The sequence below is a fragment of the Kocuria sabuli genome, assembly GCF_040981185.1.
GTDB lineage: Bacteria > Actinomycetota > Actinomycetes > Actinomycetales > Micrococcaceae > Kocuria > Kocuria sabuli.
In genome coordinates, this window is sequence record NZ_JAVHZE010000020.1 from 22,133 (window position 1) to 42,657 (window position 20,525).

At 74.2% G+C, this 20,525-nt stretch carries 21 protein-coding genes, 1 tRNA gene and 1 other RNA gene; 14 read left to right on the forward strand and 9 right to left on the reverse strand.

What is annotated here, in order from left to right:
- Positions 1-30 precede the first annotated feature (30 nt).
- Positions 31-744 (reverse strand): TVP38/TMEM64 family protein, encoded by a 714-nt coding sequence (locus tag RE027_RS15385; RefSeq protein WP_368809153.1) that lies wholly within the window; start codon positions 742-744, stop codon positions 31-33.
- Between the two features lie 59 nt (positions 745-803).
- Between RE027_RS15385 and RE027_RS15390 the strand changes: the two genes are divergently transcribed.
- Positions 804-1,277, forward strand: coding sequence for an SRPBCC family protein (locus tag RE027_RS15390; RefSeq protein ID WP_368809154.1), 474 nt, complete (start codon positions 804-806; stop codon positions 1,275-1,277).
- A 43-nt stretch (positions 1,278-1,320) separates the two neighbouring features.
- Entirely contained in the window at positions 1,321-2,127 is an 807-nt protein-coding gene (locus RE027_RS15395; protein ID WP_368809155.1) for an MBL fold metallo-hydrolase, read from the forward strand.
- Between the two features lie 65 nt (positions 2,128-2,192).
- On the opposite strand, the gene RE027_RS15400 is transcribed toward RE027_RS15395, so the two are convergent.
- Positions 2,193-2,906: a queuosine precursor transporter gene (locus RE027_RS15400; RefSeq protein WP_368809156.1), complete on the reverse strand. Its 714-nt coding sequence runs from the start codon at positions 2,904-2,906 to the stop codon at positions 2,193-2,195.
- A 230-nt stretch (positions 2,907-3,136) separates the two neighbouring features.
- On the opposite strand from RE027_RS15400, the gene RE027_RS15405 reads away from it, so the two are divergent.
- Positions 3,137-3,991, forward strand: a complete 855-nt coding sequence (locus tag RE027_RS15405) for a hydroxymethylpyrimidine/phosphomethylpyrimidine kinase (RefSeq protein ID WP_368809157.1) — start codon at positions 3,137-3,139, stop codon at positions 3,989-3,991.
- 260 nt (positions 3,992-4,251) lie between these two features.
- Positions 4,252-4,920, forward strand: coding sequence for a TetR/AcrR family transcriptional regulator (locus RE027_RS15410; protein WP_368809158.1), 669 nt, complete (start codon positions 4,252-4,254; stop codon positions 4,918-4,920).
- Here the strand turns inward: RE027_RS15410 and RE027_RS15415 are convergent.
- Positions 4,904-5,254: a type II toxin-antitoxin system VapB family antitoxin gene (locus tag RE027_RS15415; protein ID WP_368809159.1), complete on the reverse strand. Its 351-nt coding sequence runs from the start codon at positions 5,252-5,254 to the stop codon at positions 4,904-4,906. The genes RE027_RS15410 and RE027_RS15415 overlap by 17 nt on opposite strands.
- An 86-nt stretch (positions 5,255-5,340) precedes the next feature.
- Positions 5,341-6,702, reverse strand: coding sequence for a hypothetical protein (locus RE027_RS15420; protein ID WP_368809160.1), 1,362 nt, complete (start codon positions 6,700-6,702; stop codon positions 5,341-5,343).
- A gap of 188 nt (positions 6,703-6,890) precedes the next feature.
- On the opposite strand from RE027_RS15420, the gene RE027_RS15425 reads away from it, so the two are divergent.
- Entirely contained in the window at positions 6,891-7,580 is a 690-nt protein-coding gene (locus tag RE027_RS15425) for a hypothetical protein (RefSeq protein ID WP_368809161.1), read from the forward strand.
- A 202-nt stretch (positions 7,581-7,782) separates the two neighbouring features.
- On the opposite strand, the gene RE027_RS15430 is transcribed toward RE027_RS15425, so the two are convergent.
- Positions 7,783-7,867 (reverse strand) — tRNA-Ser (locus RE027_RS15430).
- A 132-nt stretch (positions 7,868-7,999) separates the two neighbouring features.
- Between RE027_RS15430 and ffs the strand changes: the two genes are divergently transcribed.
- From ffs to RE027_RS15460, 6 genes are all read left to right on the forward strand, one after another.
- Positions 8,000-8,096: signal recognition particle sRNA small type (gene ffs / locus RE027_RS15435), an RNA gene on the forward strand.
- Positions 8,097-8,171: 75 nt separating this feature from the next.
- Complete coding sequence (locus RE027_RS15440; RefSeq protein WP_368809162.1) at positions 8,172-11,234, forward strand: DNA polymerase III subunit gamma and tau; 3,063 nt, start codon at positions 8,172-8,174, stop codon at positions 11,232-11,234.
- Between the two features lie 124 nt (positions 11,235-11,358).
- Entirely contained in the window at positions 11,359-11,955 is a 597-nt protein-coding gene (recR, locus tag RE027_RS15445) for a recombination mediator RecR (RefSeq protein WP_368809163.1), read from the forward strand.
- A gap of 103 nt (positions 11,956-12,058) precedes the next feature.
- Positions 12,059-13,345, forward strand: coding sequence for an aspartate kinase (locus tag RE027_RS15450; protein ID WP_368809164.1), 1,287 nt, complete (start codon positions 12,059-12,061; stop codon positions 13,343-13,345).
- Positions 13,346-13,391: 46 nt separating this feature from the next.
- The gene (locus tag RE027_RS15455; RefSeq protein WP_368809165.1) at positions 13,392-14,327 is read left to right on the forward strand and encodes a 3-methyladenine DNA glycosylase; all 936 of its coding nucleotides are present in this window, start codon (positions 13,392-13,394) and stop codon (positions 14,325-14,327) included.
- Entirely contained in the window at positions 14,324-14,686 is a 363-nt protein-coding gene (locus RE027_RS15460; RefSeq protein WP_368809166.1) for a Rieske 2Fe-2S domain-containing protein, read from the forward strand. Before RE027_RS15455 ends, RE027_RS15460 begins: the two co-directional genes overlap by 4 nt.
- Before the next feature lie 7 nt (positions 14,687-14,693).
- Here RE027_RS15460 and RE027_RS18305 read toward each other — a convergent pair whose 3' ends face one another.
- Complete coding sequence (locus RE027_RS18305; protein WP_438612444.1) at positions 14,694-15,308, reverse strand: helix-turn-helix domain-containing protein; 615 nt, start codon at positions 15,306-15,308, stop codon at positions 14,694-14,696.
- A gap of 139 nt (positions 15,309-15,447) precedes the next feature.
- Here RE027_RS18305 and RE027_RS15475 point away from each other — a divergent pair, with 139 nt between their 5' ends.
- Positions 15,448-15,870: a CBS domain-containing protein gene (locus RE027_RS15475; RefSeq protein WP_368809167.1), complete on the forward strand. Its 423-nt coding sequence runs from the start codon at positions 15,448-15,450 to the stop codon at positions 15,868-15,870.
- Positions 15,871-15,967: 97 nt separating this feature from the next.
- On the opposite strand, the gene RE027_RS15480 is transcribed toward RE027_RS15475, so the two are convergent.
- The 3 genes from RE027_RS15480 to RE027_RS15490 form a co-directional block, all read right to left on the reverse strand.
- Entirely contained in the window at positions 15,968-17,785 is a 1,818-nt protein-coding gene (locus RE027_RS15480) for a glycoside hydrolase family 15 protein (protein ID WP_368809168.1), read from the reverse strand.
- Positions 17,782-18,621, reverse strand: coding sequence for an SDR family oxidoreductase (locus RE027_RS15485; protein WP_368809169.1), 840 nt, complete (start codon positions 18,619-18,621; stop codon positions 17,782-17,784). Before RE027_RS15485 ends, RE027_RS15480 begins: the two co-directional genes overlap by 4 nt.
- A gap of 138 nt (positions 18,622-18,759) precedes the next feature.
- The gene (locus tag RE027_RS15490) at positions 18,760-19,260 is read right to left on the reverse strand and encodes a hypothetical protein (protein ID WP_368809170.1); all 501 of its coding nucleotides are present in this window, start codon (positions 19,258-19,260) and stop codon (positions 18,760-18,762) included.
- Between the two features lie 187 nt (positions 19,261-19,447).
- Here RE027_RS15490 and purS point away from each other — a divergent pair, with 187 nt between their 5' ends.
- Together purS and purQ are read left to right on the forward strand one after the other, a co-directional pair.
- Complete coding sequence (gene purS / locus RE027_RS15495) at positions 19,448-19,723, forward strand: phosphoribosylformylglycinamidine synthase subunit PurS (protein WP_368809171.1); 276 nt, start codon at positions 19,448-19,450, stop codon at positions 19,721-19,723.
- A gap of 2 nt (positions 19,724-19,725) precedes the next feature.
- The gene (gene purQ, locus RE027_RS15500; protein ID WP_368809172.1) at positions 19,726-20,520 is read left to right on the forward strand and encodes a phosphoribosylformylglycinamidine synthase subunit PurQ; all 795 of its coding nucleotides are present in this window, start codon (positions 19,726-19,728) and stop codon (positions 20,518-20,520) included.
- Positions 20,521-20,525: the final 5 nt, after the last annotated feature.

The following is a 20,525-nucleotide window of genomic DNA, read 5'->3' on the forward strand; positions in this document are numbered from 1 at the left end:
TCGTTCGTGGTCCCGGTGGGCCGTCGTCCGCTACGCGGCCCCGCCGGGCTCGGCCGTGCGCGCCGCCTCGTGCCGGGACCGGCGCCAGGCGAGCACCCCGACCACCACCACGACCGCCCAGGAGGCGGCCACGGCGGCCAGCGCCGGCCACGAGGGACGGGAGGTGAAGGCCCCCAGGGCGGCGAAGCTGACCTGCCCCGGCATCCCGCCGAGGAGGGTCGCGCCCAGGTACTCCCGCTGCGGGATGCGGACGAGCCCCGCCCCGTAGCTGAGGGTCCAGTTGGGCAGGACGGGGCGCAGGACGAGCACCGTCAGGAAGCCCTTGCCGTCAAGCCTGCGCTCCACCGCTCCCACGCGCTGACCCGCGAGACGGTACAGGGCGTCGCGGCCCAGGAACCGGGCGAGCCAGTACCCGAGCCAGGCGCCGGCGGTGGTGGCGACCACGCCGACCACGCTGCCCTGGGCCATGCCGAAGAGGAACCCGCCGGACACGGCCATGACCGTCACCGGCACCGGCGTGGCGGCCACGAGCACGAACGCCGCCGCGAACACGAGCGGACCCCACGCCCCGAAGTCCTCGACGAACCCGCGGATCTGCTCCACCGTGGGCACGTCGTGGCCGATGAGGTACCACACGGCCGTCGCCACCAGCAGCAGGAGCGCGACGGCCTTGAGCACGGTGACCCAGGCCGGGCGGGAACCGGCTTCCTCCGGCCCCGGGACCCGCGCAGGTTCGGTGCTCACGTGCGCCACTGTACCGACCGCCGTCCCCGGGACCGAGCTCGGCCGGGGACAATGGGGGCATGGACGTCACCGATCTGGATCCCGCGGAGGTCTTCTCCGTCTCCCACGACCTGCCCCACCCGCCGGCCGCGGTCTTCGCCGCGTTCACCGACCCGGACCGGCTCGCCGCCTGGTTCGGCCCGCAGGGCTGGAGCGTGCCCCGGGAGTCGGTGCTGCTCGAGGTCCGGCCCGGTGGCCGGCAGCGCTTCCACATGGTCAACGACGCCGACCCCGCGCAGGTCGCGCCGGTGCACGCCACCTACCTGCGGGTCGAGCAGGACGCGCTGCTCGAGGGCCGCGAGGCGCTGCCCGGCCCGGACGGGGAGCCCACGCACCAGCACGTGCTGGTGCGCACCGAGTTCCTCGCCACCGGGGACGGGGGCACCCTGCTCGTGCTCACCCAGGGGCCGCTGCCCGCGGTGGTGCACGCGGGCGCGGCGGCGGGGTGGCGCAGCTCCTTCGCGAAGCTCGAGGCGATGCTCGCCCGGGGCTGAGACGTGCTCCCGGCCCCGGGCGGGCCTCGGATAGTCTGCCCGCATGACCGAGGACACCGGCATCCGCACCACCGCCCTCGCCCGGAGGCTGACCGCCCCCAATCCGGGCCCGATGACCCTGGACGGCACCAACTCGTGGCTGCTCGGGGCCCCGGGGCAGGAGGACGTCGTCGTCGTGGACCCCGGCCCGGCCGACCGCAGGCACCTGGCCGCGCTGGCCGCGGCGGGACGCACGGTGCTCACGCTGGTCACGCACCGGCACGCCGACCACACCGGGGCCGTCGACGACTTCCACGCGCTCACGGGAGCCCCCGTGCGAGGGTTCCTGCCCGAGTTCTGCCGGGACGCGCCCCCGCTGACCGACCGCGAGACGGTCGAGGCCGCCGGGTGCCGGATCCGGGTCCTGCACACCCCCGGGCACACCTCCGACTCCGTGAGCTTCCACCTGCCCGACGACGCCCCCACCGGCGCCGACGGCCCGGGGACCGGCGGGACCCCCGGGTCGGTGCTCACCGGCGACACGATCCTGGGCCGCGGGACCACGATGCTCGACCACCCGGACGGGAGCCTGGGCGACTACCTGCGCTCGCTGCAGCGCCTGGCGGTGCTGGGCAGCGCCCTCGTGCTGCCCGCGCACGGGGACGTGCGCGATGACGTCGAGGCGGTCTGCGAGGAGCTGCTCGAGCACCGGATGGAGCGCCTGGCCGAGGTGCGGGAGGCGCTCCGGGCCCTGGGCCGCGGCGCCAGCCTCGAGGCGATCACGGCCCGGATCTACGCCGACGTCCCCGCCCGCGTCCTGCCGGCCGCCCGGAGCTCGGTGGGGGCCCAGCTCGCCTATCTCGGCTTCTGACCCGGCGGCTCCCGGGTGACCCGGCGGACGGCGCCGGGCCGCGGCGCCCGCGGGTCCTGCCCCGCTCAGCGCGCGGGCGCCGGGCTCTCCGCCGCGGCCCCGGGCGGGCCGTAGGTCGGCTCCCGCCGCTTGAGCCAGGCGATCGCGGCGTAGGTGACGGGCAGGACGACGACCTCGACCAGGACCTTGTAGACGTAGCCCACGACCACGTAGTTCAGGAAGTCGGAGGCGGTGCTGATCCCGATGATCGGCGCCGCCACCGCGCAGAAGATCACCGTGTCCACCAGCTCCCCGACGAGGGTCGATCCGATCAGCCGGGCCCACAGGTGCCGCTCCTGCGTGCGGGCCCTGATCCGGACCAGCACGAACGCGTTGAGCAGCTGCCCCGCGAGGTAGCCCAGCAGGGAGCCCGCCACGATGAGCGGGACCGGCCCCAGCACGGTCTCGAAGGCCTCCTGGCCCTGGTAGAACTCCGCCGGGGGCAGGGCGATGACGAGCCAGAACACCACCGAGGAGAACAGGCCCGCCGCGAACGACGTGACGATGGCACGCCGGGCGGCGCGGAAGCCGTAGACCTCCGTGACGACGTCGCCCAGGACGTAGGCCAGCGGGAAGAGGAAGAAGCCGCCGTCGGTGAGGACGGGGCCGAAGGCGACGCCCTTGGTCGCGGCGACGTTGGACAGGACGAGGACCACGCAGTAGGCCGCCACGATCAGGTCGAAGTACGTGCGCGGCCGGCGGGCGAACCCGACCGGAGCAGGACCTGCGGGAGTGGACACGGTGGGTCACCTATCTGTCGGAACGCGGCGCCGGCCCGGAGAGGGCGGTCGCCGTGGCGCGGGCTGCAGGACGGGCCACGGCGACCGCCTGCCGCCCGGGGCCCGTCCTCCCACCGCCGCGGAACCCCCGTGGAGGACGTCGTGGCGGCCGGAGACCGTCCGACAGTCTAGCGCCGGGCCGCGGCCGTCCGGGTGGCCGAGGACGCGGGCCGGGGCGCACAATGGCTCCCATGACCGACACCACCACCGCATCCACCCCCGCCGCCACGGGCGCCGCCCAGCCGCCCGTCGCCCTGACCATCGCCGGCTCCGAGGCCACCGGTGGCGCCGGCGCGCAGGCGGACCTCAAGACCTTCCAGGAGCTCGGGGTCTTCGGCTCGCTGGCGCTGACCTGCATCGTGTCCTTCGACCCGAACGCGGACTGGGGCCACCGCCTGTTCCCCGTCCCGCAGGACGTGCTGCGGGAGCAGCTCGAGGCGATCACGGCGGCGCACGAGCTCGACGCCGTCAAGATCGGCATGCTGGGCAGCCCGGAGACCATCGCGACCACCGCCGAGGCGCTGACGGCCCTGCGGCCGCGCCACCTCGTCCTGGACCCGGTGCTGATCTGCAAGGGCCAGGAGCCCGGGGCCGCCCTGGACACCGACGAGGCGCTCAAGGCGAAGGTCCTCCCGCTGGCCACGTTCGTGACGCCCAACCACTTCGAGGCCCTCTCCCTGTCCGGGATGGACGAGATCAGCACCGTCGAGCACCTCGAGGAGGCCGCCCGGCGGATCCACGAGACCTCGGGGGCCGTGGTGCTCGCCAAGGGCGGGGTGCGCCTGGCCGGCCCGGACGCCGTCGACGTCTTCTACGACGGGACGACCCTCGAGGTGCTCTCCGAGCCCAAGGTCGGTGAGGTGCCGGTGGCCGGGGCCGGCTGCACCCTCGCGGCCGCCGTGGCCGCCGAGCTCGCCAAGGGCGCCGAGCCGCTCGAGGCCGCCCGCACCGCCAAGGCCTTCGTCTCCGCCGGCATCCGGCAGCGCCTCAGCTCCCGGGCGCCCTTCGACTCCCTCTGGCAGGGGGGCTCGGCCGCCGAGCAGTGAGCCCGCCCGCCTGCCGGCGGGCCACCGTGCGAGGCCGCGGCCGACGACGTCCCCACGTCGCCGGCCGCGGCCTCGCTCTGTTCCCGTCCGCCTCCTGGTACCCGGCGGCAGTTTTCCCGGCCCTTTCCTGGACGTTTCCCCAGATGTTCGCGCGGAGGGAACCGAAACGACGGAAAGGGTGTTGTCATAGTCGGACATACCGTCACCAAGGATCATTGAAGTGTGCATACTTTGATGACATGCAGAGATAAGGTGTCATCATGCCTCGTATTTCAGCGGCGACCAACGCCGCGCAGCGCGAGAACACCAAGCGAGCGATCCTCGACTCCTTCGGCCAGCTGCTCTACCAGCAGGGCCTCACCGGACTCACCATGACCCATGTGGCCAAGAACGCCGAGGTGGGGCGCACCGCGGTCTACAACTACTTCGCCGACATGGGCGAGCTGCTCGTGGCCTACGCCCTGGACGAGACCGAGCGGTTCATGACGGACCTCCGTCGGGACCTGGAGGGCGTCGCCAACCCGGTCGACCGGCTCGCCGTCTACATCCGCGCCCAGATCGAGGACCTCGCCCGGCGCCACCTGCCCCCGGGCCCCACCATGCGCACCGTCCTGTCCCCGGAGGACTACCAGAAGCTCGGCGAGCACGTGGGCGAGCTGCAGGGCCTGCTGGCCGCGATCCTGCGGGACGCGATCGAGCAGTCCTACCTGCCCGAGGGCGACATCTCGGAGCTCGCCTCGCTGGTCCACGGCTCCCTGACCGCCGCCGCGGACCGGGGGCAGAACTCCGACCAGGACCGTGCGGCGCGGGAGCAGCACATCCGCTCGACGGTCCGGTTCATCCAGCAGGGACTGGGCGCGCAGTTCGACGCCGACGGCCGCCCCGTGCGGCTGCCCGCCGAGCGGACGCCGCTCAGCGCGGCGTCCTGACCTGTCGCCCGGCGTCCCCCGCCCGCGCACCGGGCGCGGGACCGAGCTCGAGCACCCGTGCGTGCAGCACGGTGCGGTGGTGCAGGGCGGTGCGCAGCGCCCTGTGCAGCCCGTCCTCCAGGTAGAGCTGGCCGTGCCAGCGCACCACGTGCGGGAAGAGGTCGCCGTAGAACGTCGAGTCCACGTCGAGCAGGGTCGCCAGGTCCAGGGCGGTCTTCGTGGTGGTCAGCTGGTCCAGGCGCACCTGGCGGGGCGCGATGCCGGACCAGTCCGAGGGCGAGACCAGGCCGTGGTCCGGGTACGGGCGCGAGTCCCCCACGGCCTTGAAGATCATGGAGCCATCCTAGGGGCCGCTCCCGGACCGGCGCGAAGGACCCGCGGGCCGGCCCGCGGGTCCTTCGCGCCGGAGCCCGTGGCGGCTCAGCTCTTGAGCACGCGCACGGCCCCGGTGGCGGCGGTCCACTCGATCCGGCCGCCGGTGAACTTCTGGGCCATCCCGCCCGGCGTGCTGTACTCGTCGGAGGTCGGGTAGCCCAGGCCCCGCTCGTGGCCGAGGGCCGCCCAGCGCTTCCCGATGGCCCCGTACTCCTTGACCGCCCACGCCCCGGTCGCGGACGACCACATGAGCTTGGTGCGCTTCCCGGCGGCGTCGAACATCTGGTACGCGCCGCCGTCGGCCGTGCGCGCCTCGTCGGAGGACGGCGGCCCGTAGCCGGTGGCGTAGCCGGCGGCCTCGAACTTGCGGCCGATGGCCCCGCCGTAGTCGACCACCCGGGTCCCGGTGGCCCGGGACCAGTAGACGGCCTTCTCCCGGCCGTCCGTGCCGACGAAGCGCTGGTAGACGGACCCGTACCCGGAGGCGTGCTCGGCGCTGACCGGGGTGGCCCAGGAGGACCCGCCCAGGGCCTTCCACCGCGACCCGATCGCGCCCTTGAGCTCGAAGCCGTTGAGCTCGCTGGCCCCCGCTGCCGGGGAGACGGTGGTGCCGGTGGTCGGGTAGAGCCGGTCGACGTCGTCGCCGACGAGTCCCGGCAGGTTGTAGTTGGTGTGGTGCAGACCGGGCAGCACCACCCGGTTGGCCTTGGCGAAGCCGGCCTTCTGATAGGCGGCCGCGCCCTTGCCGGCGGCTTCCAGGGCCGACCAGTTGGCCGGCTGGGTGGCACCGTAGCTGTCCTGGGAGCCCACGTACCACGTCGGGTCGGTCGCGCGCAGCACGGCGTCGGGAGCGGTCTCGAGGCCTCCGTAGTAGACCCCGCCGCCGCCGATGATCGTGGCGCCGCCGCCGCGGATCCAGCCGGCGCGGTCGGAGAGCACCTCGGTGGAGATGAACTCGGCGCCGCCGGAGTAGCCGGCCAGGTGGATGCGGGTCGTGTCGATGCGCTGCTCGGCGACGATCTTGGCGGCCAGCGCCCGGAACCAGTCCCCGACGACCTCGCTGTTGGCGGTCCAGGAGCGGTCGGCCGGGGCGACGGGCACGACGAGGATCATGTTCTTCGCCGCGGCCCGGGCGGCCATGGTCTTGAGCATCGACGCGGTCGGGCGCTGGGCGTAGTACTGGCCGTCGCCGTCGAAGTAGAAGACGACGCCCACGGCCTTGGAACGGTCGACACCGTCGTCGTAGAGGTGGTACTGGGAGGAGATCCCGGCGGCGGCGTAGGCGGTGTTGGTCGTCGAGGCGTGAGCCGGGACGGCGGTGGCGACCGCCGTCCCGGTCATCAGCACGCCGGCCAGGACGGCGGCGGGCAGGGCGGACGAGGGCAGACGGAACGAGGGCAGCTTCACAGGAACCTCTTGGGGGGAGAGGGATGGGGGGAAAATGCACGCAGCCGGGGGGCAGCTGCGGGTGCGACGGGACAGCCCGTCCCGTCACAGGAGCAGAGTATTGCATTAGTGAACGACATGGGGAGGAACGACGTAAAATGACGAGCGCCCCTTGTCGTACCCGCACCTCCCGAGGAAAGACCGCCTCCATGCCCGTCCGCCCCCTGGCCCTCGCCGCCCTGCTCCTCCTCGCCCCCACCCCCGCGGTCGCCCAGCCCGACGCCGCCGACACCCCCGCCCCCGCACCGGCCGTCGAGTTCCCCATCGGGGCGGCGCCCCAGGGCCCCGCCCCGGACGGACCGGCCGACGCGACCGGCCCCGCCCCGGCGGAGGCGCCCACCACCGACCCGGGGGCCGCCGTCCCGCCGGCGCCGGGCGTCGGTGGGTCATCGGACGACCGGACCGCACAGCAGCCCGCTCCGGAGCTGCCCGCCGAGCCCGACGCCGGAACGACCCCGGACACCGCCGTTCCGGGCGCCCCGGCCGGCACGGCGGCGGACGGGACCCCCGACGCCGAGGAGCATGCGGACCCGGGGCGCCCCGGGGAGGCCGCTCCCGCCCCGGCCTCCACCCGGCCTCCCGGGCCCGCCGACCTGGCGCCCCAGGGCCGGTCCGTCGAGGGCGGGTCGCCCGCGGCCCGGGCCATGCCCGGAGCGGGGGAGGTGGCCCCCGGCACGGTCACGCGGATCCCCCTGGGCAGCCTCACCCGCGTCCCCGCGCAGGACGCCGCCGCCGCACCGGGGCAGTCCGCACTCCTGGCGGCCCTGGGTGTCGTGACAGCCGGCACCGTCACCGCCGTGGTCGTCCGCCGGTCCCGGGCGCGTCGCGCCGGCTCCTGAGCAGCCGGCTCCCGAGCAGTCGACTCCTGGGGCGACGGGTCCTGGGCGACAGCCCCGGTGCCGACGGCACCGGAAGGATCCGCCGGCGCCTGGTCCTGCGGTCCCCCGGGGCCGCGGCCGCAGGGCACGACGGCCCTCCCGGGCGGAGCACGCAAAAGAGCCCCTGACCGGGTCTGCCGGTCAGGGGCTCTTTCTGCAGGTGCGGAGGATGGGGGATTTGAACCCCCGAGGGCGTGAACCCAACACGCGTTCCAGGCGTGCGCCATAGGCCGCTAGGCGAATCCTCCAGGCACGCACATCCCGGCGACCTCACGGTGCCGGAACATGCGGAGTCCAGCATAGCCCAACCCCCGGGCATTGCCGAATCCGCGATGCCGGCGCCCGGTTTCGACCTGCCCCCGGCATCGGCTAGACTCTCTGACAGCCCCTCGCGTGGCGTCATCCTGTTGAACTCCCCCAGGGCCGGAAGGCAGCAAGGGTAAACGGGCTCTGGCGGGTGCGCGAGGGGTCTTTTCGTCCCCTGGGGGCGGCCCGCTCCCCCAGCCCCGGGACTCGGCCCCGCCTGTCGGATTCCGTCGCTAAGGTGGCTCTGTGACTACCGCCCTGTACCGCCGCTACCGCCCGGAGACCTTCGAGGACGTCATCGGCCAGGAGCACGTGACCGAACCGCTGATGACGGCGCTGCGCAAGGACAGGGTCAGTCACGCCTACCTCTTCTCAGGCCCCCGCGGGTGCGGCAAGACGACATCCGCCCGCATCCTGGCCCGCTGCCTCAACTGTGCCGAGGGCCCCACGCCCACGCCCTGCGGCCGCTGCGAGAGCTGCCGGGACCTGGCCCGGGACGGGGCCGGCTCCCTCGACGTGATCGAGATGGACGCGGCCAGCCACGGTGGCGTGGACCACGCCCGTGACCTGCGCGAGCGCGCCACCTTCGCGCCCGTGCGGGACCGGTTCAAGATCTTCATCATCGACGAGGCCCACATGGTCACGCGCGAGGGCTTCAACGCCCTGCTCAAGATCGTCGAGGAGCCCCCGGAGCACATCAAGTTCATCTTTGCGACCACCGAACCGAGCAAGGTGCTCACGACCATCCGGTCCCGCACCCACCACTACCCCTTCCGCCTGGTCCCCACCGAGCCGCTGATGCACTACCTCGAGCAGCTGTGCGCCGAGGAGCGCGTCCCGGTGGCCCCGGGGGTGCTGTCCCTCGTGGTCCGGGCCGGTGGCGGGTCGGTCCGCGACACCCTCTCCGTCCTCGACCAGCTCATGGCCGGCTCCGACGAGCGGGGCATCGGCTACGACCTCGCGGTGGCCCTGCTGGGATACACCCACGGCGCCCTGCTCGACGACGTCGTCGACGCCTTCGCGTCCGGTGACGCCGCCACGGTGTTCCGCGCGGTCGACCGCGTGGTCCAGACCGGCCAGGACCCGCGCCGGTTCGTGGAGGACCTGCTCGAGCGCTTCCGGGACCTCATCATCGTCAACGCGGTCCCGGAGTCGGCGGGCAACATCCTGCACGGGATGCCCCAGGACCAGATCGCCCGACTGCGGAACCAGGCGTCCCAGCTCGGGGCCTCCGAGCTGTCCCGCGCCGCGGACATCACCAACACGGCCCTGACCGAGATGACGGGGGCCACCTCGCCCCAGCTGCACCTCGAGCTGCTGTGCGCCCGCGTCCTGCTGCCCTCCTCGGAGGACACCACCCGCGGCGTCACCGCGCGCGTGGACCGGCTGGAACGGCGCCTGAGCATCGGCCGTGGCACGGTCCCCGCCGCACCCGCGGCCGCGGAGGAGAGCCCGGCCGCGCCCGTGGCGGAGACGCCGCCGGCCGCCGTGCCGCAGCGCCCTGCCGCGGCCCCGGCGGGCACCACCGCGGAGCAGGCGGCACCCGCGGACGCCGAGCGGCCCGGCACCCCGCCCGAGCGGTCTGCCGCTCCGGACGGCGCGGCCGCCCCGGAGCGCACGCCTGCCCCGGAGCGCACGCCTGCCCCGGAGCGCACGCCCGCCCCGGAGGCCGCCGGACGGCAGCAGCCCGCCGACCGCTCGCCGCACGGTGCGGAGCCGCCCGCCCCCGCCGCCGCCGCGGAGCAGGCGCCTCGGCAGGACACACCCCGGGCGAGCGAGCCGGCCGATTCCGAGATCGACCTGCTGCGCGCCTCCTGGCCGGAGATCGTCAACGCCCTCGCCGACATCCGCCGGGTCGCGTGGTTCACCGTCCAGCGCGGCACCCCGCAGTCCTTCGACGGCAAGGTGCTGCGCATCATGTTCGACGCCGAGGGCGACCTCATGAACTTCCCGCGCTTCGAGGACGACCTGCGCCAGGCCGTGCAGCAGGTCCTGGGCATCGACTGCCGGGCCGAGGCCGTCCCCCCGGGTGGGGGGCACGGCCGCGGCGGCGGAGGAGGCGCGCCGCGCGGGCCGGAGCCGTCGCCACGCCCGTCCGGGCAGCGGGGCGAGCCCCGGTCCGAGGCCCAGCGCCCCGCCGCCCCCGCGCAGCAGTCCGGTCCCCCGGCACAACACCAGGCCCCACCGGTCCGCGGAGGCGCGGAGCGGCGCGCCGACGGGCAGGCGCCCCAGGACGGGGCCGGCGACCGACGACCGGCCGGTTCCCGGAGGCCGGAGGCCCCGCAGCACGGCGCGGGGGATCCCCGCACCACGCCCGCCACGGGATCCCCGGCGGCAGCCGCGTCCCGGGACGAGCCCCGCGGCGGACAGGACCCGTGGAACGCCCACGGCAGGCCGGCCACGGACGCACCACCCGAGTGGACGGATCCCGCGTGGGCCGAGGAACCCGTGCACAGCTGGTCCGTGGCCGCCATACCGCAGGGCGCCCCGGACGGGACCCCGGCGGAGAGCGGCGCGGAGTCCCCGGCGCAGGCCGCTCCCGGGACCCCGTCGCACCCCGCGGAGCCGGCACGGACCGATCAGCCGGACCCGGTGCAGGAGCCCGCGCGGACCCGGGAACGGGTCCAGGGGCCGGCGCACCCCGCCGAGCCCGCGGACCCCACACCCGCCCCCGCGCCGGAGGACACCTCCGCGCCGCAGCGCGCACCGGGCCCCGCCACCCGCGGCCCCGCCGGCAGCGCCGAGCGCAGGAGCCCGGGCGGCCGAGCGCCCGTGGACCGCCGGAGCGGCCCCACGGCGCCCCGGGGCCGGGACGTCCCTCCGTTCGACGACGTCCCGCCCCCGGAGGAGCCCCCGTACCCCGACGAACCCCCGTACCCGGACGAGCCCCCCTATCCGGAGGACCTCGACGAGGCACCCCCGGAGCAGTGGCGGCCCGCGCCGCAGCACCGCGCTGCGGTACCGGCACCCGCGCCGGTCCGGGAGCGCAGCGCTGCCGCCTCGGCGCCGGCCGCGATCGGGGACGCGTCCCCCGGCGCGGAGACCGCCCCGCGCGCCACGCCCTCGGAGGCGGACCGGCGCGAACGGCTCAGCTTCCGCGAGCGCCACGCGGCGGCGATCGCCGCCGGGCGCAAGGCCCCGGAACCGGGCGCCGCACAGCAGGAGGGCGGCGTAGAATGGGACGATTCGTTCGTCCCCAGTTCGGACGACGAGGCGCTCGAGGACTCCACCCTCTACGGCCGTGCCGCGATCGAGCGCCTCCTGGGGGGCATGCTGATCGAGGAACGGGACCTCCACGCCGGGGAGTGAGACCCGGCAGCACGACCGGCGGGCACAGCCCGGGAGATGCCACCGGGGCGCACGGACGCCCCGGTGACACCGTGGCCGAGAACGATCAGGAGGGCCGCGGACCGGCCCGGGAATCGAGGAGAACGTGTACGAAGGCGCTGTTCAGGATCTGATCGACGAGCTGGGCCGGCTGCCCGGGGTCGGGCCGAAGTCCGCGCAGCGGATCGCGTTCCACCTGCTCGACTCCGACAAGGACGACGTCCGCCGGCTGGCCGACGCCATGACGGCGGTCAAGGACAAGGTCAAGTTCTGCCGGATCTGCGGCAACGTGTCCGAGCTCGACGAGTGCGCCATCTGCCGCGACGCCCGCCGGGACGGCAGCGTGATCTGCGTGGTCGAGGAGTCGAAGGACGTCATGGCCATCGAGCGCACGCGCAGCTTCCGGGGCCGGTACCACGTGCTCGGCGGGGCGATCAGCCCCATCCAGGGCATCGGCCCCGACCAGCTGCGCATCCGTGAGCTCATGACGCGGCTCTCCGACGACACCGTCCAGGAGGTCGTGCTCGCGACCGACCCGAACCTGGAGGGCGAGGCCACCGCCACCTACCTCTCCAGGATGCTCAAGACCCTCGGGGTGCGCGTGACCCGCCTGGCCTCCGGGCTGCCCGTGGGCGGCGACCTCGAGTACGCCGACGAGGTGACGCTGGGCCGGGCGTTCGAGGGCCGCACGGTCGTCGTCTGACACGCTCGCGCTACGATGTCCTGGTGCCCTGCCGCGGGGAGCGGGTGCACGGACCGGGACCGACCGCAGGCTCCGGCCACCCTCGACCACAGGAGTTGAACCCATGAGCCTGATCGTGCAGAAGTTCGGTGGATCCTCCGTCGCGGACGCCGACGGCGTCCGCCGCGTTGCACGGCGGATCGTCGAGACGCGCAACCGGGGCCACGACGTCGTCGTGGTGGTCTCCGCGATGGGCGACACCACGGACGAGCTCCTGGACCTCGCCCAGGAGGTCACCCGCAAGCCCCCTGCCCGTGAGCTCGACATGCTGCTGACCGCCGGTGAGCGCATCTCCATGGCGCTGCTGGCCATGGCGGTGTCCGGGATGGGCGCGCCCGCCCAGTCCTTCACCGGGTCGCAGGCCGGCATGGTCACCGACGGCGCGCACGGCGCCGCCCTGCTCGTGGAGGTGAACCCGCTGCGCGTGCGCGAGTCCCTGGACGCGGGCAACATCGCGATCATCGCGGGGTTCCAGGGGGTGCACCGCCACACCAAGGACATCACCACGCTGGGCCGCGGCGGCTCGGACACCACCGCCGTGGCGCTGGCCGCGGCCCTGGACGCCGACGTCTGCGAGATCTACTCGGACGTCGACGGCGTGTTCACCGCCGACCCCCGCATCGCGCCCAAGGCGCGCAAGCTGGACGTGGTCAGCAGCGAGGAGATGCTCGAACTCGCGGCGAACGGCGCGAAGATCCTGCACCTGCGCTGCGTCGAGTACGCCCGCCGCTTCGGCGTGAAGCTGCACGTCCGTTCGTCCTTCAGCCACAACGAGGGCACCTGGGTCATCCCGGGCCCCGAAGACGCCGCCACCTCCCCGAAGGAGATCCCGTTGGAACAGCCGCTCATCTCCGGCATCGCCCACGACCGCACCCAGGCGAAGGTCACCGTCGTCGGCGTGCCGGACAAGCCCGGCATCGCCGCCCGGATCTTCCGCCTGCTCGCCGAGGCCAAGGTCAACGTGGACATGATCGTCCAGAACATCTCCACCGGCGACAACCCCCTCACGGACCTCTCCTTCACGGTGGACGAGTCCCAGGGCGATCTCGCCATGAGCCTGCTGCGCGCCGCCGAGGAGAAGATCGGCTACGCGGGCCTGGAGTACGACGACGAGGTCGGCAAGCTCTCGCTCGTGGGGGCGGGGATGAAGTCGAACCCCGGGGTGACCTTCACGTTCTTCGAGGCGCTGGCCTCCGCGAACATCAACATCGACATGATCTCGACCTCGGAGGTGCGGATCTCGGTCGTCACGTCCGCCGAGCGTCTCGACGAGGCCGTGCGCGTGGTGCACAGCGCCTTCGGCCTGGACTCCGACGAGGAGGCCACGGTGTACGCGGGGACGGGCCGCTGACCCCGCTCCCGCGCTCCACCGGCCCGTCGGCGACGGGCCGGGTCCGGTGACCCGCCCCGTCGCCGTGCTGTCCCGGGCGGACTGGGAACCGCGTGCGCTCGCCCACGAGCGGCGCGCGGCACGCTACGCGGACCCGTTCGTGGCCCGCCGGCACCGCGGAGCCGAGCACCCGGTCGAGGACTTCCTGTTCACCTACTACACGCTCAAGCCGGCGCAGCTCAAGCGCTGGCACCCGGGGGCGGGCGTCGTGCTGCTGGACGCGGCCGGGCGCGCCGGGGAGAGGTTCTACCGGCCGCTCACCGGCTCCGAGCTCGCGGCGCTCGGGCTCGACGCCGCCAGCGGGGCCGTGACGGTCGACGACGCCGCCTTCCGCGAGCGGCGGGCGGCGGCGGTGGACTTCGCGCGCGCGGTCCTGGGCGCGCACGCGCGCAACCCCGGCTTCTTCGGCTGCTTCGGGCTGCACGAGTGGGCGATGGCCTACCGCTCGGAGGACAACGAGATCCGGCACGAGTACCTCGAGCTGCGCCTGGGCGCGGAGGGCACCGACGCCGTCGTCGAGTCCGCCCGGATCCGCTGCACCCACTTCGACGCGTTCCGGTTCTTCCAGCCCCAGGCCGTCCCGCTCAACGAGCTGCAGCCGACCCGGCAGTCCCAGCGCCGGATGGAGCAGCCCGGGTGCCTGCACGCCACCATGGACCTCTACAAGTGGGCGTACAAGCTCGTGCCCGCGATCCCCTCCGAGCTGCTCCTGGACTGCTTCGAGCTGGCCTGGGACGTGCGGGAGACGGACATGCGGGCCGCGCCCTACGACCTGTCCGGCTGGGGCTACGAGCCCGTGCGGATCGAGACCCCGGAGGGCAAGGCCGAGTACGTGCGCCGGCAGCGGGACTTCGCCCGCCGCGCCGAACCGCTGCGCCACCGGCTGGTCGAGGCCCTCGAGCTGCTCGACCCGGAGCACGCCACCGGCGGCGCCGCCGCATGAGCTCAGCCGGGGAGTGGGAGCGGATCGTGGAGGCCTCCGCGGTCCCGGACCCGCTCGACTTCGTGACGGCCCCCTCCAGCACCGGGCAGGTGCTCGTCACCCGTGACGCCCGGGGCGTGCTGCACGTGCTGCGCAACACCTGCCCGCACCAGCAGGCCGTCGTGTGCCGGGAGGCCGCCGGGCGCGCCGGGACGTTCGAGTGCCCCAACCACTTCTGGGTCTTCGCTCCCGACGGGCGGTTCGTGGGCTCCCGGCTGGCCCTCGCCGCCGGACGGGTGGCACCGCCGGACCCGGCGAAGGACCTGCCCGCGGCCGCGGTCGACGTGGTCGACGGCTGGGTCCTGGCCCGCTTCGGCTGAGCCGGGATCAGTCCGGCGCGGACGCTCCGCCCTCGTCGCGCCGCTGCCGCCCCGCGAGCCAGGCGTCGACGTCCGAGCGCCGGATCCGGCGGTGGCTGCCCCGGTACTGCACGGGGATGACGCCCTCGGTGGTGAGGTTGCGCAGATGGGTGGCCGAGATCCCCGCGAGCGCGGCCGCCTGCGAGGTCGTCAGGAGGTCCGCCGCGGAGGGCGCTGCGTCGTCGCCGTGACGCCCCAGCCAGGCGTGGACGTCCGAGCGCCGGATCCGGCGGTGGCTGCCCCGGTACTGCACGGGGATGACCCCCTCGGCGGTGAGGTTGCGCAGATAGGTGGCCGAGATCCCCGCGAGCGCGGCCGCCTGCGAGGTCGTCAGCAGCTCCTCGGAGTCGGCCGGCTCCTCCTCGGCGTCGCCCCGGGGCGCCGCCGAGGACGTCACCGTGACGCTCTCCCCGCGCGTGAGCCGGGACAGGAGGTCGACGACGGCGTCGCGCGGCCCCTCGGGCAGGCGCAGGGACGTGCCGTCCACGAAGACCGTCACGTCCCGGGAGGCGAGGGCGTCCGCGAGGCGCTCGGCGTCCCGGCCGCTGAGTCCCGGGGTGGTCGTCGGAGGGTGCTGGGTCATGGCCCCATTGTTCCAGGCCGGCCCCACGGCGCCGGGACCGTCCTGTCCCCGGGGGCAGACAGGCCCGGTCGCGGCTCCTACCCTGGTGCCACGGACCGCCGGCCCGCCGGCGGTCGTCCACCGAGCAGGAGGAGCAGCCATGTCGAAGGCACGCGAGATCATGACCCCCGGTGCGGAGTGCATCGGTGAGCACGAGACCCTCGAGGCGGCCGCGCGGAAGATGAAGGACCTGGACGTCGGCGCCCTGCCCGTCTGCGGGGAGCACGGCCGGCTCGTCGGCATGCTGACCGACCGCGACATCGTCGTGCAGTGCATCGCGGCCGGCGGGGACGCCCGGACGGCGCGGGCCCGGGAGCTCGCGCGGGGCAAGCCCGTGACCATCGGCGCCGACGACAGCGTCGAGGAGGCCCTCCGGACCATGCAGGAGCACCAGGTGCGCCGCCTGCCGGTGATCGACGGGCACGACCTCGTCGGGATGGTCAGCCAGGCGGACGTCGCCCGCTCCCTGCCCGAGGACCGCGTCGGAGAGCTCGTGGAGTTCATCTCCGCCGACCGGCACTGAACGGCCGGTGCCGACCGAACGGTACTCATCGACCGGTGCGGTCCGGGCCGCGACCGGATCGGCGCGACCGTGGCCCGGCCGCGGGCGGCACCGCCGGTCACGGCCCGGCGGTGTCCTCCAGCGTGAGGGCGGCCGTCAGCAGCGCCAGGTGGCTCAGGGCCTGCGGGAAGTTGCCGAGGAACGAGTCGTCGGCGGGGTCGATCATCTCGGTGTAGAGCCCCAGGTCGTTGCCCAGGGCGAGCATCTCGTCCATGAGCCGACAGGCCTCGTCCCGCCGGCCCACGTGCGCGAGGGCCGCCACGGCCCAGAACGAGCAGGCGACGAAGGCGCCCTCCTCGTGCTGCATCCCGCTGTAGCGGTGCAGCAGCGGGCCGGTGCCCAGCTCCTCCCGCAGCGCGTCGACGGTGGAGCTCATCCGCGGGCCCCGGTCCAGGCCGCTGATCGCGTGCAGCAGCACGGAGGTGTCGAGTTCGTCCGTGCCGGGGTACCAGACGTAGGCCCCGCGCTCGGCGTTCCAGCAGTTCTCGTCGATCCACGTGGCGATCCGGTCCCGTTCCGCGCGCCAGCGGTCGGCGCTGCCGGGGATCTGCCCGACGTCGGCCAGGTGCACCGCGCGGTCGAGTCCGTGCCAGCAGCCCATCTTGGAGCTCGTGTAGTGGCGGTGCTCGGGCAGCTCCCACATCCCGGCGTCGGGACGGCGCCACAGGTCGCAGATCTCGTCGGCGACGTCGGCGAGCATCCGGCCGGTGGCCGCGTCGAGCACGTTGCCGCCCCCCACGTAGAGGTCGACCATGTCGAAGAGGTCCCCGAACACGCCCAGCTGGAGCTGGTCGGCGGCGGCGTTGCCCGAGACCACGGGGCCGATGCCCTGCCACCCGGGGGCCTCGTAGACGGTCATGCCGTCGCCGGGCACCTCGCCGTTGAGCCGGTTGAGCACGTGCAGCTCCGGGGACTGGGCCCGGGCCAGGCGCAGCAGCCAGGACACCGCGGCGTGCACGTCCTCCTGCTCGCCCAGGCGCAACAGGGAGTGCAGCGTGTAGGCGGCGTCGCGCACCCAGGCGAAGCGGTAGTCGTAGTTCTTGGTGCCGGCCCGGTTCTCGGGCAGCGAGGTGGTGGCCGCGGCGGCGATCGAGCCGGAGGGGTCGTGGCTGAGCAGCTTCAGCGTGAGGGCACTGCGCTCGACGTCGGCCCGGTAGGGGCCCTCGTACTCCAGCAGGTCGGTCCAGCGCCGCCACATGTCGAGGGTCAGGTCCACGTTTTTGCGGATGCTCGCCGGGGTGGGCAGCCGCAGGGGCTCGCCGTGCGTCGAGACGATCGCGAGCAGGTGCTGCGAGCCGGGGGTGGTGCCGAAGCGCCCGGAGATCTCCTGCCCGCCCACCACGCACTCCCCCAGGGCCTCGGAGCGCACGCCGAACGAGGCCGCGTCCACGCGCAGCACGGGGCCCTGCTCCGTGTCCTGAATCCACGGCGAGACGGTGTTGAACATGGTCCCGGGGGTGACGCGCCAGGTCATGGGCACCTTCCCCGAGACCCCCTCCACGGTGCGCGCCAGCTCGTTCCACGGCAGCTGCCCGGTGGAGCCGACGTTGAGGGAGTCGGTCACCCGGACCACGCCGGTGGGGGTCGTCCAGGTGGTCTGCAGGACGTTGGTGCCGGGCACGTAGTTGCGGCTGGTCTCGCAGGGGCCGGCCGGGGACAGCTCCACGCACCCGCCGTGCTCGGCGTCGAGCAGCCGCGCGAACGTGGGGGCGGAGTCGAGGTCCGGCACCGGGTACCAGTCCACGGACCCGTCGTGGGCCACCATCGCCACGGTGCGGCCGTCGCCGATGGCCGCGTAGGAGCGCAGCTCCACGTAGCCGTCCCGGCGGGGGGACAGCTCGCTCAGGGCCACGGCGGGCCGTGGGCGGGCCGTCACAGGACCGGCTTGCCGCCGGTGACCGCGACCCGGGACCCGGAGATGTAGCTGCCGTCGTCGGAGGCCAGCAGCACGTACACGGGCGCCAGTTCGGCGGGCTGCCCGGCCCGGCCCAGGGGGACGTCGTCGCCGAAGGCGCCGACCTTCTCCGGGGGCATCGTGGCCGGGATGAGCGGCGTCCAGATCGGACCGGGGGCCACGCTGTTGACGCGGATGCCCTTCTCCCCCAGCATCTGCGCGAGACCGGCGGAGAAGTTCGCGATCGCGGCCTTCGTGGCCGCGTAGGGGGCCAGCTGCGGGGACGGCTGGTCGGACTGCACCGAGGAGCTGCCGATGATGGCCGAGCCGGGGGCCATGTGCGGCACCGCGGCCTTGGCCAGGTGGAACATCGCCCCGACGTTGAGCCGGAACGTGTAGTCCCACTCCTCGTCGCTGATCTCGTCCAGGCTCTCGCGGGTCATCTGGTAGGCGGCGTTGGAGACGAGCACGTCGACCTTGCCGAACTCCTGCACGGCCCGCTCCACGACGGCCCGGCAGTGCGCGGCGTCGGAGAGGTCGCCGCGCACCAGGACGGCCCGGCGCCCGGCCTCCTCGATCCAGCGGGCGGTGTCCTGCGCGTCCTCGTCCTCCTCGAGGTAGGCCACGAGGACGTCGGCGCCCTCCCGGGCGTAGGCGATCGCGGCGGCGCGGCCGATGCCGCTGTCCCCGCCGGTGATGATCGCGGCCTTGCCCTCGAGCTTGCCGGATCCGCGGTAGCTCTGCTCGCCGCAGTCCGGGACGGGGGTCATCTCCGGCTGCACACCGGGGACGTCCTGCTGCTGTTCTGGCTGGCTCATGACGTGGTCCTTCCGAGGTCTCTGGGGTTCCGGACGGTGCACGCACCGGTCACCGGAGCACCCCGATGATCAGCACCCTGTCCACTTTATGCGGTCTTCCCCGGACGGTCGACCCCGGCGGCGCCCGGCGTTCCCACGTCAGCCGGCCCCACGCCGCCAGCGGAGGGTCGCGAGCCACAGCAGCGCCCCGGCCAGCCCGATCATCCCCGGCGCCAGCAGCGGGGACTCCCCCACGGCGCCGGTGCCCGCGGCCCACCACCGGGCCGGGGCCGACATCGAGGCCCAGACCTCGGCGTACCGGGGGTCGAGGGCCCCGTCCGCCAGGTTGCCCTTGAGGTGCTCGTACAGCCCGTAGCCGCTGCCCAGCACCGCGAGCGCCCCGGCGGCGCGCGCAGCCCGGGCGGTCCACGTGCGGCGCCGCACGAGCCAGGCCACGGCGGCGGCCAGCAGCACGGCCAGCAGCGCCCACGGCACGATCTGTCCGGGGCCCTGCCAGTGCCGCAGCATCGCGAGCTCGGCCACGGCCCCGAGCGCGGTGCCGAGCCCCAGCCACGTGAGGACGCTCCGGTAGGTGGAGACCAGCCGGGCGGGGTCGTGCCCGGCCCCCGCCGCTCCCGCGGCGCTCGTGGTACTCGTCATGGGACCAGGGTCTACCGCACACAGCTTGGAACCGCCCTGGAGCCCGGGGCCCGGGGCACCCGCGGCGTGGCCCGTACCACACCCCCGGGATCGGCCGCCGCCCAGCGGCCCCGGCGTGTGGCAAAACGATAGGATGGTCACCGTTCGCCGGATCCCGGCCCGCTGCACGACCCTCAGGAGTTCCCCGATGGCCCGCATTGTTGTCGACGTCATGCCCAAGCCCGAGATCCTCGACCCGCAGGGGAAGGCGATCGCCAACGAACTGCCCCGGATCGGGCTGGACCGGTTCGCCGGCGTGCGCCAGGGCAAGCGCTTCGAGCTGAGCGTCGACGGCGAGGCCACCGAGGACGTCCTGGCCCAGGCGCGCGAGGCCGCCGAGAAGCTGCTGTCCAACCCCGTCATCGAGGACGTCGTGCGCGTGGCCGTGCTCGACGAGACCGAGACCCGGACCGAGGAGAACTGAGCATGCCCGGCGCCGAGACCCCGCTGATCGCGGACCTCTCCAGCCCCGCACCGGACACCGCGCTCGCGGGCGCCCGGATCGGCGTGGTGACCTTCCCCGGCACCCTGGACGACCGCGACGCCGCGCGGGCCGTCACTCTCGCCGGCGGGACCCCCGTCCCCCTCTGGTACGCCGACGAGGACCTGCAGGACGTCGACGCGGTAATCCTGCCGGGCGGCTTCTCCTACGGCGACTACCTGCGGGCCGGGGCCATCGCCCGCTTCGCCCCCATCATGGACCGGGTCGTCGAGGCCGCGGACGCCGCGGGCACCTCCGGCTCCTCCCCCCTGCCGGTGCTGGGCATCTGCAACGGGTTCCAGGTGCTGACCGAGTCGCACCTGCTGCCGGGCTCCATGGTCAAGAACGACCACCTGAAGTTCCTGTGCCGGGACCAGCGCCTGCGCGTGGAGAACAACGCGACCGTGTGGACCACCGAGTTCGAGCAGGACCAGGAGATCGTGATCCCGCTGAAGAACCAGGACGGCCAGTACGTGGCGGACGAGAGGACGCTCGACGCCCTCGAGGCCGAGGGTCGCGTGGTCTTCCGGTACGTGGGCTTCAACCCCAACGGCTCCCGCCGGGACATCGCCGGCATCTCCAACGCCCGCGGCAACGTGGTGGGCCTCATGCCGCACCCCGAGCACGCCGTGGAGCCGGGCTTCGGCGCGGACTCCTCGGCCGCCGGCGAGGTCGGCATGCGCGACGGCACGGACGGGCTGGGCCTGTTCGTCTCCGCCCTCAAGGCACTGGTCAAGTAAGGGAC